The following is a 14925-nucleotide window of genomic DNA, read 5'->3' as shown; positions in this document are numbered from 1 at the left end:
GCTGCTTTCTCACACATTGGGTATTTTTGCCAACTTTAAACAAGGTAAAAAACAACGCGACTGGCTTCAACAAACGCTCGTTATTGGGTGTTAAAGTTGAGCATCGCGTTAGTTTAAATTCAGTTGTTATCTGAGAGTAAATAAATTGTTAAAAAATAATTATATTAACTCTGTTAACAATGCAGAAACGAATAACTTGATGGTTTCATTCAAAAACATGAGGAATGAAAAATGAAAGATTCTGACGCACTAAACAAAGTATCGAGTAGTGATCTTGAAAAAATTTCGGTAAGCCTCAGTAGAACAACACAGATGATCAAGCCAAGTGGAACAGACCAACCAAAAGGTTTGTTTGTTATCAAATCGAAAACTGATCCTTTAGACGCAAAATTAATGGAACAGTGCTGTATTCGCTGAAATTTATTCAGCTTACATATTCAACTAATCTATATTCATAAATATGGATTGTGCTAAATATTGTCTGAAATTATTCTGGAAATATGCTCTTTAGAAAAGAAAGGTATCTTAAGGGCATATTTCTAAGACAAAAAAGAAAATTACTAACACAAGGTGGCTAATTCTTATAATCAGGAATTCCACCATTAATAAATAGGTTATGCCTATGAAATGGACATATTTGGGTCACACTTGTTATTTTATTGAAACAACCAATCTAACGATATTGGTAGAACCGTTGCTTAAATCTGTGTTTCAAGCTGGAACTGCACAAGTCTGTCCAAACCGAACTATAAATATTGATAAACTACCAAAAATAGATGTAATAATTATTACTCATCAACATCCAGGGCATTTCGAGCTAGAAAGTTTATCGATGATAAATCGCGATGCATTAGTCATTTACCCCCCATCGCAGAGCATCAAATTTTAGGTCTCAGTATTCTCGGTTTTAGTAACTTTCAAATTGCAAAAACAGGTGAAACAATAGAAATAAACTCACTAAAAATTCTATTTACTGGTGAGAAAATCCTTGAGGATTTCCAATTTAGGTTTACCATTAAAGATGGAAAAGATGCGGTTGTATATTCCGGCGATCATTATTTAGATATTAATGAAGTGCAGTATATAAAAACATTTTGCAGTAATAATCCTGTACTGATAGGTGCTTATCCAGATGTACAACATCGGTTTTTAACATATTGGGACATAGAATTCCCTAGTACTGACATTGAGAATATCTTAACAGGAATAAAAGCACTTGAACCATTATTTTTTGCTCCAAGTTGTTCTGGGATGAAATACGTTGGGAAATATGATTGGGCAAATTATTATAGTTTCCCCATGCACCCAAAGGATTTTATAGAAGAGATCAAGCCTTATCTACCAGGGATAGAAATGGTTACATTACTACCTGGTGATATAATTTCAGTGGTCAATGGAATACCTAAGCTAGATATACAGGGTTCTCAAATAGTCAAAAGTACGGGTAATTTTGACCGCCCAAGAGTAGACCCGACAAAGAGTCTATCTCCGCTCCAAGATGATGACCCTAAATGTCTTGGAATTGACAGGCTAGAAAAAGCAGTTTCTATTTGGTTGCAAAATAAGTTTGTTCCATGGCTAGAAAAGCAAAAAGAACGTATTGATAGTTCTATTGCAATATTGTGCAAACAACAAGTTAGATATGGAATAGAAATTATACTTCCTTCAAATACAATAAGAGAGTATGTTGTAGAATTTTCTCCGTCAGGAATAAAGTTAGACAAATTATTTATTCCATATGTTTCATTGCATATTAGAGTTAGCGCCTCTGCTTTATTGGCCTGCGAATCGGCTGAAATACCTTATTTTGTCTTATACTTTCATTCAAGAGTCTATTCAACATTACATCGTATTTTTCAATCGAATGATGGTGTATTTAAAACACAGAGATACGATGTAAGAGATCCTATTTTTTCATATTTCAATAACGATCCAGAAACTCACTTTAACCGATGGGTGAAAAGAGAAGCTAATCGATTAATGAAGGTTAAATATGATGAAAATTAGAATGGCTATGGGTGTTAATGGAATTAATACACCAAAAGGGTTTTTCATTAGAAATATATCAAATTTAGATACTTACTTTAGTAACCTTCTCACACAACCCTTGTTTTTAGTTATGCAAAGTATATTGTCTGATTGGGTTTATTTAGATGATGCTGTAAACCAAATTAGTATGAAATTTGATTTTCCCAAGAAAACAATTGAGGCTTCTTTTAATCAACTTATAGAAATAAAGATGGTAATTAAGCAAGATGATCCGCTTCATAAATATATTGATAAGTTTAGAGGAACTTGGAGAGAACACGGATGGGAAGAAGCGATTCAATATCATTTCTATACAACTAGATTGATTAGAATGGATTACCTTGCAGATCCAAAGGGACTCGAAGATAAAGCCGAAATGCGCGAATATTTGGAAAAAGAGTCGCTACCATCTAATTATAAGCTCTATGAAAATTTACCATTCATCAAACTGCCTGAACTTAATGAAATAAATGAAAAAAAAATAATCGGACTAAATGAAATTTTTTCAGCAGAAGTTTCAAGAGGTAATAGAACAGGAGAATTTAGTATTAATGAACTAGCTTATCTGCTGAAGTTAAGCGTCGGTCAAACTGCAACAAGACGCCTACCTCTCACTGGAGTCCATGTGGCAAAAACCTCACCTTCTGGTGGTAGTCGGCATCCAACTGAGGCTTACATTGTAATTTTACACTGCCAAAACATAGCCAAAGGCCTTTACCATTATAGCGTCAAGCACCATGGATTATCTTTGCTCATTCCGGGGGATCACAGCGAACTACTATTCGAAAAAGTACTAGGCCACCGATCGCGGCTCAGCTTCGAACCTATCCTGGTCTTTCTCTTTAGTACAATATTTGAAAGAAGCATGTTCCGTTATCGAGAAGGTCGCTCGTATCGTGTTATGCAACATGACCTTGGCCATGTCATGCAAACATTAGCATACCTGGCTTCATCACTTGAACGTCGTTCTTTTCGTGGATATTCCCTTTCAGAGAAGGAAGTTGAAGCTTTCTTGGGAATTGATGGACTCAATGAAGCTGCCTCCTCATTTGCATTCATTGGTTAGGGTGAAAGATATGACAAATGTAATAGAAATGCCGAATGAACTTAAGCTAAATCCATTTTTCCGTATTCGATTTGGTAAAAAAATTCACATAGATCTCCTGTTACAGGGAGAAACATATGTCATGCCAGATGTAAGAATATTAAGTGCGTTAGCCAGTATTTCCAATACTCAATCAATTTCTGCTATCAGAGAAACGTTCGCGAATATTCTTGAAGTTGATGTAGATACTGCATTGGATGTCATTTTAAATCTCTATGAATCTAATATTTTTCAAGATGCATCAATAGCCAACCCTCAAGAAAAAGCAGTTGCGCACTGGATCGATCGTGGTTGGCTGGAAGCACTTGTGATGCACTTATGCACAAGAAACTTGCCTTATTTAGATAGAGAATCGGAAGATCCAATAAAACAACAACGTGAGATGCTGTCTGATTTAATCAAAAAAGAACCTATACCGGATTTTTGGAAAATTTACAGTGATAAGAAATATATTGCACTTCCTTCTCCCAACGTTCTTCCTGAAGAACCCATGGAGCAATTACTTCTACGGCGGCGATCTAACCAACCCTGGAAAAAAAAACAAATTGATCAAAATGAGTTAAGCACAATCCTGCATTTCGCCAATATTGAAACGCGCAGATTAAGGAAAGAAGCAGAACAGTATCTCGAAAATCAGCCTGAAAGGCTGTTTAATTCATCATTCTCAGCATTAGAAAGCTATTTCTTCGCATTCAATGTATCTGGTTTAGAACCAGGTATCTATCACTATGACCCATTAGATCATCGCGTAGCACTCATACGTCATGGCGATCTATGTGACGAATTAATCCAAATGTGTATTGGACAAGAACGTATACGGGGTTGTGCTTGTGCTTTTGTGATATCTGCAATTTGGTTGCGCTATATGTATAGGTATCGTCACCCTAGAGCATATCGAACTCTAATGATAAATACAGCTGAATTAGCTCAAAAATATATACTCCTTGGAACGGCTTTTCATTTCAGTACTTTTTTGACTCCAGCTTTTGAGGATGACTATGCTAACCGTATCATGGGTATGAATGGCTATGAGGAGGCACCTCTATATGTCGTCGCAATCGGTTGATAGGAATGATGTTTCTGATGATCGCTTTCCAAAACATTCGAAAGCAAGCTTGGCTTTTCACTTTATATCAAGTTTCGGTCATTTGTATGAGCCATCTTCTCCATTCGAGGACTTAATTTTTGAGTCGAAAAGAAACAATGTAAAAACAGATTATTCACCCTATGATGCTCGATTATCTGATTTTTCAAAGACTTTGCGTTCTCGACAGTCCGCACGCAGATTTGGTCAAATACCACTCACACTTCATGATTTGTTAGATATTTTATGGTGTGCTAATGGTATTATACACGATAGTCCTGTAGGGCTATGTCGCACTGCTCCCTCAGCTGGGGGGTTATTTCCTGTTTCATCTTTAGTACTTTGCCGGGAAGTAGAGGATTTGCCAATGGCAGCTTTTACTTACGATCCACTCACTACTCAGCTAATTGAAAATAAAGAAATAAGCTTACCATCCGATTTTTCTCTACTTTTTCATACACACCATATTGATTATTCATCTGCATCAGCAATTATCATGTGGGTAGGAAAATTGTTGAAAATTTGTCCCAAATATGGTGATCGTGGCTACCGCTACATACTATTAGAAACAGGACATATAGCCCAAAATGCTTGTTTAGCCGCGACTAAGATGAGTGTCCCACACATTGTTATTGGTGGCTTTGACGATGAATTCTGCGCTTCAACATTACGTCTTGATTTCCCATGGGAGTGTGTGCTCTATGCCATGGTTTTAGGCAAGAAAATAGAAGGGTGATCTATGTCTAATGATAATAAAACCCGTGCCTTTTTATCAGCATGGTTTGATAATCCATTATGTCAACTTCCCACAGTTTACCGTGAATATGGATATTCTTGGCCTGATGGAACCTTGCCCAGTGATTATGCCAGGATGTGGTTAAAATCAAATATCTCAAATACAGTATTATTACATATAGCTATAGCTATATTGAATGTCTCATGTTTTGATGGCACTGCGCGTTTATTGGTTGGCAGAGGTATAGATTCCAACCCTGATTGTGCTCTTTTAAAAGCTCGTGCAGAGGCGATAGAACGGGTAGGCGCTTTTTGTCGGCCTGCTGAAGAAATTCATTTTGCATCATCAAGAGAATTAAAAGGACATATACATTCTTCAGTAGCTAATCTTTTAGAGCTTCGCCATGAAACTGATAATCCACGTTGGTGGATAACATGCAAAAATAAAATAGATGATCGCCAAAGTTTCTTACCTCTCGAATATGTACAGATCGAATCTTTGGCTACTGTCAAAGAACCTTTGGTTTTCCCCGACTCTACTGGAATGGCCGTACATTCTTTATATGAAAATGCAGTACAGAACGGATTCCATGAAGCTTTGGAACGAGCTATTTTGAAAGATATTTGGCGAAGCGGTTTACCTTCTGTACATATGGCAAATGTTGATATTATAGGAAACGAACTGGCTTCATACATTGAGAAGCTTGGTGGTTCTATCTGGCTTTCTCACATCAATCTAGAAAACGCTTGCAATTTTTATCTGGCATTATTTTTGGGAGATGGTATCAACAGCCCTGCTTTAATCACAGGCTGTGGTGTTGATACTTCTGACCAGCAAGCAAGATTGCATGCTATCAACGAATTGTATGGACAACTTGTACATTCCTTTGAAATATGGCCAAAATTAGTCCACGAAGATAAATACAAAATATCTTCGGGCTTTGAAGCTAATATGATGAAGGAAGTTGCTCAGGAAACACTTAAGCAACTAAAATTTCATGATGCGTGCAAGAATAATATTGGTTCATTTATTTCTTCTAATGTAAATAAGAAAAATATAAATGATTGTTTTATTATAGATCGTTCAACACCATTATCTGAATTATTGGGGCTTCAGTCAGTACAATGCTTCCTTCCTGCCAATCTTCCTTTTTGTTGGAAAGGAGGAATAAAATGCCTTCACCCTTTTTCATAAGTAACTATATTAAAATTAGTAAGTTTTTCACTATGATTAGTATATCTGGTGAATGGTATACTTGTAATCCAGCCCAATTAAGGAAAGCTAAGATATCGGAGCCAAATGATGAAATCTTTCGGCTTATAAATAAATTATGCCAGACTGATAATTTAATAAACTTAGAATCAATTAGGGTTGATCTCAATTGGAATGAAGAGTTATGGTGGCCTATTATTGACCAGTTAGCACAACTCGGGTTATTTGACCTTTCTGATAGAGAATCAGTTTGGACAGATACGTTTTCCTTTCCATTATCTGGAACTGATGTTGCTGGTTATATTTGTGGTAAATCTATTCTTTACCATGCAAACTACTCAGAACCAGATGTATATAATCAAGATCGACATCAAATGGAAAAATATTTAAATATATCGCCTCCACCACCCACTTATTTACTGAACTCTCATATTAAAACAGGTCGCCTTCCTCATCCAGCATTTTATCCATCAAGTTATAAACCGATAGCAAAATTTGAGAAGCTTGGTTTTTTACTTTTTTGGACATTTGGGAAACTTCGGGTAGCACGTTTTCTAGATGTTTTAGATGTAGTTCTTAAAGCTGTGCCGTCAAAGGGATGCCGTCATCCTTTCAGGATAAACGTAACCACTAGCAATAATAATTACGTTGAAATTTATGAATATAATATGCGATATCATTCATTAATTTTAGTTTCTTCGGAAAAATGTGATGGTCAAAATTTCTTTGCCTTCATTCGGGTTAAATGGAATTTTGAACAATATCAATGGCGTTATCGTCATTCCTAGACCTGGAAAGACCTTTTTTTAGACTTAGGCCATCTTAATGAGCAAGCTCGCTTTGTTGCAAAAACATTGGGATTAAACTTATCTATTGACTACTTAATCGATGCTCAAGACCCTAACCTTCTTATTGACGAAACGGCTACTACTTGGTGTTTATCGTTGGAGACACAAAATGAAAAATTTAACTAATGCAATTATCGAATTACCTGTAGGATTAGATTTAAATTTTTCTCTTCCTTGGCATGAACTTTGTCTTGCAGTCCGCGAAGGCGATTATGTTAACGTAGCAAATTTGTTTCAGGCTGTTCTGCCTTCTCCTGTATTACAGGTTCAAACTGAACTTAATCAATGTATCCTCAATGGACTGAACTGTGGCTTTTGGGATGACGCTGTTGCCGAATTCGGGCAGCTTCAAGATGCTCAATGTTTTGTGTTTCTGGGATTAATGAGAGCAATGGAAGGTCAACCTGCTGAACAGGGCTTGCTAGCAGCATGTCGTACAGCTAAAATCAGATACTTAGTTGATATTATTGAAAATAATCTTGATATACTGGGTAGCCGTATTTTTGGAACCTCGCTCGATTTTCATGGGCGTCATATTGAGTTTTATGATATTGGATTAATCGAAGGAGCGTTCAGGCGTGGCCTTGGGCAATATATAGCTCTATTTAGCCCGTTTTATTTTTCTGGTTGGAGCGATTCTACACGACAAATTAACTATCGTCGCTCAATTCTTTTTCATAACATTATCAAAATTCGATTTAATCATCTAACTGCTCCATTACTTAACGATCATTTTATAGTTAATGGTGCCCCCAGTATTTTGGTTAATGTTTCCGAAGAAAAATTAGACCAAGCTTTTGTTTTGTGGTTGACTCTTCATGAATTACTACATGGTTCTGGACCTATCCCTTTATTCGGTGCAGCTGTAAAAAAAATACCCTTGGGTTTGGAGTATGCCGGTATTGAAGAGTTTCGCGTTGATATGTCTGTCTGGCTCTTACTGGAATCATGTAAGGATTTATTCGGTGAATTAGTACCTATCACTCAAGAATTAATTTTAGCTGAACGCCTACTTCGTTCTTTTCGAGGTAGATATTGGAAAAATTCATCATCTGGCGGCATCTTAGCTAGTTCTGATGCTGAGAATGGTCTTTTTTGGTTCAGTTGTCTTATCCAGAATAACGTTGCTGAGATTGATAATATCTCTATCAACGTTGATATTAATAAAATTAGCAGTGTTTTATTCAAAATCCTTGATGAAATTTATAACTCAGAAAATAATGCTGCACAAACAGATGGTGGACAAGAAATTTTATTAAAACTTGCAAAACGCCTTCGCATGCGTTATTTCCATTTCATGGAAGATAAGTTCGGTTATACTGAACATCAGTCTTATTTTAACAGTATCCTATCTCTGTATCCAACTCATTTAGACTTGAATACTATTTTTTGATTTTTTCTAACAATTTTATTCTCACAGAGAATACCAGAGTGTTTTATTATTATGATATGTAAAATCAGAAAAGCATGTGTATATGATGTAATGAAAATTGCATTATTACATGTTAAATCATGGCAAGCTGCTTATAAACATGTTATTCCAGAAAAGAAACTTGGGAAGCTGTCTGTCTATGAGAAAGCAGAATCTTGGTATAAAAGATTAAATCGTTCTGACACTGGTTTTCCTAAAACTCTTATTGCTGAATATGATGATGAAATGTTTGGATTTTGTTCATTTGGTGTTTCAAGAGATGACCCTAATACTGGATCAATTTTTGCCATTTATTTTTATCAGAAGTATTGGGGAATGGGTTATTCCCAAAAATTAATATATGCTGCCCTTGGAGAATTGAAATTATCAGGTTTCAAATTTGTTACACTATGGGTTATAAAAGATAATTTTAGAGCTTTAAAATTCTATGAAAAAATTGGCTTCACTCCCTCTGGAAAATATAAAAATGTTAATATTCTTGGTTGCAAAATTCGTGAGATATGCTTAATTAAGAAAATATAACTTATAGCCTATCTCAATATCCTCATCATAATTGAAGATACTTGATTTTTCATTCGTATCAGATCAGAATCGCGCCCATGAACATTAATCTGACAAATGCCTAAAAAGAAGCCCTCGAATTGATGCATGATACGACTATATGAACACATCCCGTTTGCAAGACCAAAATCACGCTGACATCGACGGTAGATTGCAGCTCTATATTCATCTGCATTTAGTCTGCTTAAAAAACAAAAGCACGACAAATATGATGAGGAAGAGTAATAAGTGACACGTTTTTCAGAGTATTCTGATGGGACAACGATCCCCCCCCTTTATGACAAAAAACGTGTCTCACTATTTTCCCTTCGACAACAGTTTCTGCATCACCATTTGCCCGAACATGCCAGCTGACTGCTTGACCTGCCCCACGCCCTGGCTCATCATGCCGGCCATATCCCCCAACCGCACCCCGGCCCAGGCCAATGCCCCCAACCAGACCATCGGCAGCACAATAAACAATGTGCCCATCACCAGCCCCATAATCAAATCGTCCGAGGTATTCTGAATGCCTGCCAGATTCAACAGGCTATGGGTGTCTGAGCCATACAGGGCGTCCAGTAAATAGCTGTCCAGCCAACGGGCGGTTTCCCACCAGAAGGTCAGGAAATTCAAAGAAAACAGGGCGAACGTCAGTGTGAGTACCGGCTTAAATTCATAGGCGGCAAACAGCAGGATCAACGGGATCAGGATATACAACGCCATCAGGATCACCGCCTGCATCATCGGCAGCGCCTGACGCACCGCATCAAACATCGGGGCACTGATCAATCCCCCGAATATCGTTCCCGCCGCCGCACCGACCCGATTACCCGCATTCAACAGGGTGAAATCGGCGTTGCCGCCATAACCGGCGTAAACATGGCCTTCCTGAGAGACCGTCAGATTGACCGGGCTGACCAGACGGCGGATCACCGCTTCTTTATATTCCCGGGATTCTTTGCCCAGCATTTTGAGGGCAGCCGACAAACGCAGCCATAATCCCGGATCGGACTGGGCCAATACCCGAGCCTCCAGTCCGGTTTTGGGGGTTGACCACCAAGCCTGGCAGGTGGGATAACCGCCCTGCCCGGTATTGGGCCGGCCACTGTCCCGGCTTTCATGCCACGGAAATGATACTCGGGGCGTTCGGGATTGTAACGTACGGTAATCGCCGGCTAAGAAGGTGCGGCTACCCAGCCAGTCGATATCACTCAGTTTGGACGCATCGGTGGTTTGTCCCTGATCCCGTTGTTTCCACTGATAAAGTGCCAGTGCGTAACAGTCATGAGTAAAATCCTGCAATTCTGCCGCCAGTACCGGGTGACTTATACGAGTGTGCTGCACGTCAAAACGCAGCTGCCTTAAATCCGGTCGGCAGGGAATGGCGGCAACTGCCGCTTGCGTTAACCCTTTTGACAGCCGGTGTACCATGGCCCACCACAGGGGCACCGCCGCCGTCTGATTATTCAGACTGGAAATCACCGGCGCATAGCCACTTTTATCCGGTGCCTGCGGTGTCCAGGTGCCACAACTCTTGGCACGGGACGGGTCATACTGGAGGGTACTGAGGCTGACATTGACCAGCGGCACACAGCACACTACCATCACGAAAAAGGCGCCATACAGCGTATTTTCGATCCGGGCAAGCGATTGTAATCCGCCATGACCGTCCTCTTCACCGCATTCCCTCACTTTCAGCCAGACAGCGATGACCTTTATCACTAAAGGGGTTGTAAATAGCCCGGTGGCAATCAGAACTTGCCATAACCCGTTATTGACCACCCAGCCCAGCAGGGTCAGAAAGTATTCCAGATAACTGTTGGTGGTCATGATATTCCCTCAATCGAGTCTGACAGGGCATATTCACCCAGCAGGATAAACAGCAGGCTGACCACCATCATCCGTATCAACGCGGCACGGTATTCCGGCTGGTGTGTTGTCCTTTGCCCGATTTTCCAGCCACCCCAGGCCAGCACCAGATACAGACCGAACCGCCAGATTCGCCAGAGAATACCGGTTTTTTCCATCCAGTGATGCAGGACGGACGCTTTTTCGGGATGGGTCAACCCCAACCAGCCCGTCAATAGTGTAATAATGATGACAAGAGTGATAATGAGGCTTGCCCTGAGGCTTTTTCTCACTAACTGAATGACATAGTCTTTTGGGATTTCTGTCATGCTCCACCTTACCGCCGCTCACTGTGGGGTATTTCCAGCTGATAAAAACGGGCATCGGTGCTGTCCGGCACTTGCTTTTGGGGATGGGCTTCAATCCGGCGGTTATCCCGTTCAATAATGGTCAGAATGGCGTTACGGGACAGTTCCCGTTTCAGCATCATCTCATTTTTCAGTGCATTGATTTCCCTGTCCAGCGCATCAATCCGCCGTTCCCCTTCGGCCAGGGCCTCCGGCTGGGCCGCCGCATTGGGCTCTGACATGCCGGTAATAAGCATCCGCCGCATCAGCAAGGCCGTCTCGGTGGTCTCGGCCATCGCCAGTTCCCCCGCCAGACGTGCGGTCAACGCGGCACTGTCCGGGTCTCGCTGCAACGCCTGAATAACACCTTTGGTCACCGCCAGGCTGCCCGTTTTCAGTTTAGCCAGATTGGCGGCGGTGGGTTTTTCCGTGCCATTGAGGAGTTTCACCAGCTGTCCAATATTGGCTTTGGTGTTCTCTTCCAACATCGGCGCAAAGCCGGTGCCAGCCACCGTTGCCCCCGGTTGCTGGGACTCCCCGCCACTGGTGCATTCCGCGGCATTGGCACAAGTGCGGATAGCCCGGTCACCCAGCACTTTCACCACGGCCTCCGCCGCTTCAGTGGCATTCTGGAATTGGCGACAGGCCCCGCCATCACACTGTTTGGTACTGACTGACGACTGGCTCAGTACCGGCAGCTGATTCATCATATTAAACCCCGCACTGGCTAAATCACGGGTGGGCTGGATGGCACGCTGTCCTTTACCCCCCTGCTTCTTCCCGCCAATCCACTGATGCCCGCCTGTCCCGGTGGATTTGATGCCGGCATTATTCACTCTCACCGCATCCGCATCCCCGCTGTTTACCTGCGTTTTATATTCCTGTAGGGCAGCCGATTGTGTCCATTTGCTGTTTTGCGCAAAATCCATCATCCGTCGGGCCATATTCTGGCAGGTAAACTGCGCCTTGTCGTACGCCACATTGGCCTGCAAGACCCCGTTGGTCAGCATGTCATAGAGTCCCGGATTGGCACGCTGAATGACCATGGCGGGTAAACTCGCCACCGCACCGGTGGCCCCCTGGATCACCTCACTCATCAGGTTCTTAAGCCCCTCCGTAATGCCATTCAGCTGATTACTGACTGTGGTTTTTAAATCAAAATTGCCGCACATCAAATCGGAACTCCAGCCAAGTTCCAGCCCGCCCAGTTTGGTCAGGGAACCGCGGGTGGCCGGCTGCGACATCACTGAACCACCTCCCAGGGTATAAAACAACGTATCGGAGACAGCACCAGAGACATCAGCACCATAGCCCAAGGCACCGCGATTGACCTGGGGCAGGGAAACCGTCAACCCGTTTTCAGCCCATCCCGTTTGCGATATCCCACTGACCAGCAAACTGACCATCAGCCACACGGCTTTTCTTTTCGGCATAAAACCTCCTTTTTAAATATCAGTACTGCCCAAAAAGCGCTGTCCCCGGCGCTGACAACAGCTGTAGGGTTGCCACAGGGCATAGGCCTGATTGCCATCGATTGCGGCAGTGTGTTCACCATCCGGAAACACCGCGCAGGACTGACTTAACCGGGGTGATAACCGCTGCCATTGATGATTTTTGGTGCCGGTATTTTCTGTCACCGGCTTCGGTGGCCAATAACCGTCAGCGCGTTGACCTTTTAGTGCCTGATAAACATGCGGTTGCCCGGCGCGGGTGATAATATCCGCCACCCGCTGCGCCACCACGGCAGATGCCTTGTCATCATCGACCTGATTGACAAAGCCTGAGCGCGGGTAAATAGTGCCCCACAGATTGGCGGCCGTTTGGCTGCCCAGCGCCCGCTGACCGGGAATAAGCGCTTCTGGGTAGAACGATTCCGGTAACCCGGTGCGCCACGGCACGGTATCCAGTGTACTGAGAAAATAAGGCATCAATGGTGTGGCCGCACTGCGGCAGGAATAACCGGGAATTTGTCCACCTATCAGGCGGGTCGCGGGGTGCCCGATGGCATCCACGTATTTGAAACGCAGGCTGGTACGGCGCTGGCCTGAAATCTGGTTATTATGGTTGCCGCCGCCGGCAGTCAGGTGGGAGAACGCTCCGGTGACGGCATTTTCCAGTCCGCCGGATAACCGGCGGACCTGTGCCATTTCTGACCACGGATTGCCGCCGGGGGCGTGATAGGTGGATACCACCGCTTCGGGGAGATAATGGGTGACTTTAACAGACGTTTTTACTGTGCAGCCATGCCAGGAACAAAACAGCCAGTAACAAATACCACTGACCCGCCACTGAATACAGGCGGGTGAGAGGCTGCTGGCCACAATCTGGGCAGTGTTGAGGGCAGCCTGCGCAAAGGGAGCAAATGCCGCCATCAGCGTGATAGCAACAGGAAAAGCCAGGCGTGATGTCTTCATCGTTGACTTTGCTCCCTGAGGGCGCTCGCCTTTGCCACATCCGCTGTACCATACACGACATCCCGGTCATCAAAGACCACGGCAGGGTACTTGCGCACACCTGATTGCCAAGCTTCAACAACAGCACGATAAGACTGAATCAGTGGCTGTTCCTGCTGGTGCCAGTGGGGAGATTGCAGTATCGCCTGTGCCTGTATCAAAGCTTGCTGAGGGTCGGCAGACAAGTGAGCGAAGATTTGTCTCTGATGTTGCTCAACCGCATCCAGCCAGACAATGTGTGTGTCCGGGGAAAGGTTGACGGGAGGATGTTGACTGTCAGTATAAATCACCGTTTTGGCCTGACTCGCTGATGCGAGCATCCATCCCAGCCAGAATAATAAGGTATAGCGCTTTCTCATTCCCACCTGCCCGTCGTCTCTGAACACAGACGGAAAGCGTGCGGAAAAAATCCGGATAAGTCAGCAAACAATTCTTTTTTGCCGATGGCAAAAAAGAACCGACACCGCCCATCAAATCCCCCCATATTATAAAAAATAATGAAATTAACATTTTTAATTAATCAATCTGTGTGGCAGGCAACCTTTCCTTTTAATACTTTCATTTAATATAAACTTCCTCAAAAAAATGCCGATCAATTATTCGTCGTAACATAAGGGATAGCAATCAATGAAAAACAACAAGGAATCATTGTACCTGCAAGAACTGGCTTATCTGCGCGAAAAGATTAAGTTAACCGCCGCCGAAAATCCGCATTTAGCCCCGTTTCTGGATCATCCCAATGACCCGGATATCCAGCGTTTGCTGGAAGGGACTGCACTGCTGTCTTCAAATGTGCGCAGCACCGTTGAAGACGACTTTCCGCAAATAACCCATGAAATGTTGGGTCGCATCTGGCCACATACCCTGCGCCCTGTGCCACCGACAACTGTCATCCAATTCACCCCCCATCAGGGCGTTCATCAGGGTGCCGTCGATATCCCCCAGGGCGTACCGATAACCACCGCTGAGGGGGAATACACTTTACGGTTTCACACCTGTCGGCCCCTGCATATTGAGCCTTTCATTGTCCTGGATAAGCAGATCCAAAAAACACGGAAATACAGCGAGATCATTGTGACATTGCGCCAGACGGGCGCGGTTGCCGATCACTGGCAGGTCGGATTTCTGCAATCTCAATTCATTAAATGATAATTGCTGGTACAACTATCTCAATAGATTTTCAAAATGAGATGAGTATTTCTTTCCCAATTTTATACGCGGAATAAGGAAAGATAATTACTGATAATCTCATTATTATAAATAGGGCATATAGCTTACACTGACATAGT

16 protein-coding genes and 1 pseudogene are annotated in these 14925 nt (G+C 42.7%); 12 read left to right on the top strand and 5 right to left on the bottom strand.

Annotation, left to right across the window (positions count from 1 at the left end):
• The 11 genes and pseudogenes from IQ211_RS20200 to IQ211_RS14595 form a co-directional block, all read left to right on the top strand.
• Positions 1-94, top strand: a pseudogene (locus IQ211_RS20200) (IS982 family transposase); the annotation flags it as partial.
• Positions 95-231: 137 nt separating this feature from the next.
• Positions 232-417 (top strand): hypothetical protein, encoded by a 186-nt coding sequence (locus IQ211_RS14640; protein WP_189760739.1) that lies wholly within the window; start codon positions 232-234, stop codon positions 415-417.
• Positions 418-616: 199 nt separating this feature from the next.
• Positions 617-889, top strand: coding sequence for an MBL fold metallo-hydrolase (locus tag IQ211_RS20195; protein ID WP_399478402.1), 273 nt, complete (start codon positions 617-619; stop codon positions 887-889).
• Between the two features lie 185 nt (positions 890-1074).
• Positions 1075-2007 carry a hypothetical protein gene (locus IQ211_RS14630; RefSeq protein ID WP_189760737.1) on the top strand — a complete coding sequence of 311 codons (933 nt, stop codon included), beginning with the start codon at positions 1075-1077 and terminating at the stop codon, positions 2005-2007.
• Positions 1994-3094, top strand: a complete 1101-nt coding sequence (locus tag IQ211_RS14625) for a SagB/ThcOx family dehydrogenase (RefSeq protein WP_193836407.1) — start codon at positions 1994-1996, stop codon at positions 3092-3094. Before IQ211_RS14630 ends, IQ211_RS14625 begins: the two co-directional genes overlap by 14 nt.
• 10 nt (positions 3095-3104) lie before the next feature.
• On the top strand, positions 3105-4199 hold the full coding sequence (locus tag IQ211_RS14620) for a SagB/ThcOx family dehydrogenase (RefSeq protein WP_189760735.1): 1095 nt from the start codon (positions 3105-3107) through the stop codon (positions 4197-4199).
• Positions 4180-4953, top strand: a complete 774-nt coding sequence (locus IQ211_RS14615; RefSeq protein ID WP_189760734.1) for a SagB/ThcOx family dehydrogenase — start codon at positions 4180-4182, stop codon at positions 4951-4953. The genes IQ211_RS14620 and IQ211_RS14615 overlap by 20 nt, the downstream gene beginning before the upstream one ends.
• A 3-nt stretch (positions 4954-4956) precedes the next feature.
• Entirely contained in the window at positions 4957-6147 is a 1191-nt protein-coding gene (locus tag IQ211_RS14610; protein WP_189760733.1) for a YcaO-like family protein, read from the top strand.
• Positions 6126-6953, top strand: coding sequence for a nitroreductase family protein (locus IQ211_RS14605; RefSeq protein ID WP_189760732.1), 828 nt, complete (start codon positions 6126-6128; stop codon positions 6951-6953). The genes IQ211_RS14610 and IQ211_RS14605 overlap by 22 nt, the downstream gene beginning before the upstream one ends.
• 169 nt (positions 6954-7122) lie before the next feature.
• On the top strand, positions 7123-8406 hold the full coding sequence (locus IQ211_RS14600; RefSeq protein WP_189760731.1) for a hypothetical protein: 1284 nt from the start codon (positions 7123-7125) through the stop codon (positions 8404-8406).
• Positions 8407-8496: 90 nt separating this feature from the next.
• Positions 8497-8967, top strand: coding sequence for a GNAT family N-acetyltransferase (locus IQ211_RS14595; protein ID WP_189760730.1), 471 nt, complete (start codon positions 8497-8499; stop codon positions 8965-8967).
• Between the two features lie 336 nt (positions 8968-9303).
• Here IQ211_RS14595 and IQ211_RS14590 read toward each other — a convergent pair whose 3' ends face one another.
• The 5 genes from IQ211_RS14590 to IQ211_RS14570 are packed head-to-tail and all read right to left on the bottom strand — an operon-like array spanning position 9304 to position 13995.
• The gene (locus IQ211_RS14590) at positions 9304-10818 is read right to left on the bottom strand and encodes a conjugal transfer protein TraG N-terminal domain-containing protein (protein ID WP_189760729.1); all 1515 of its coding nucleotides are present in this window, start codon (positions 10816-10818) and stop codon (positions 9304-9306) included.
• A complete protein-coding gene (locus IQ211_RS14585; protein ID WP_189760728.1) occupies positions 10815-11165 on the bottom strand; it encodes a hypothetical protein in 351 nt (116 codons plus the stop codon). The genes IQ211_RS14590 and IQ211_RS14585 overlap by 4 nt, the downstream gene beginning before the upstream one ends.
• Positions 11166-11173: 8 nt before the next feature.
• Positions 11174-12616, bottom strand: coding sequence for an integrating conjugative element protein (locus IQ211_RS14580; RefSeq protein WP_189760727.1), 1443 nt, complete (start codon positions 12614-12616; stop codon positions 11174-11176).
• A gap of 12 nt (positions 12617-12628) precedes the next feature.
• The gene (locus tag IQ211_RS14575; RefSeq protein ID WP_189760726.1) at positions 12629-13597 is read right to left on the bottom strand and encodes a TIGR03756 family integrating conjugative element protein; all 969 of its coding nucleotides are present in this window, start codon (positions 13595-13597) and stop codon (positions 12629-12631) included.
• Positions 13594-13995 carry a TIGR03757 family integrating conjugative element protein gene (locus IQ211_RS14570; protein ID WP_189760725.1) on the bottom strand — a complete coding sequence of 134 codons (402 nt, stop codon included), beginning with the start codon at positions 13993-13995 and terminating at the stop codon, positions 13594-13596. Before IQ211_RS14570 ends, IQ211_RS14575 begins: the two co-directional genes overlap by 4 nt.
• Before the next feature lie 268 nt (positions 13996-14263).
• Here IQ211_RS14570 and IQ211_RS14565 point away from each other — a divergent pair, with 268 nt between their 5' ends.
• Positions 14264-14785 (top strand): type VI secretion system baseplate subunit TssF, encoded by a 522-nt coding sequence (locus IQ211_RS14565; RefSeq protein WP_189760724.1) that lies wholly within the window; start codon positions 14264-14266, stop codon positions 14783-14785.
• Positions 14786-14925: the final 140 nt, after the last annotated feature.

This window comes from Xenorhabdus griffiniae (assembly GCF_015163655.1).
Taxonomy (GTDB): domain Bacteria; phylum Pseudomonadota; class Gammaproteobacteria; order Enterobacterales; family Enterobacteriaceae; genus Xenorhabdus; species Xenorhabdus griffiniae.
Note: the sequence above shows the minus strand (reverse complement) of the source record. Positions and strands in the feature narration are given on the sequence as shown.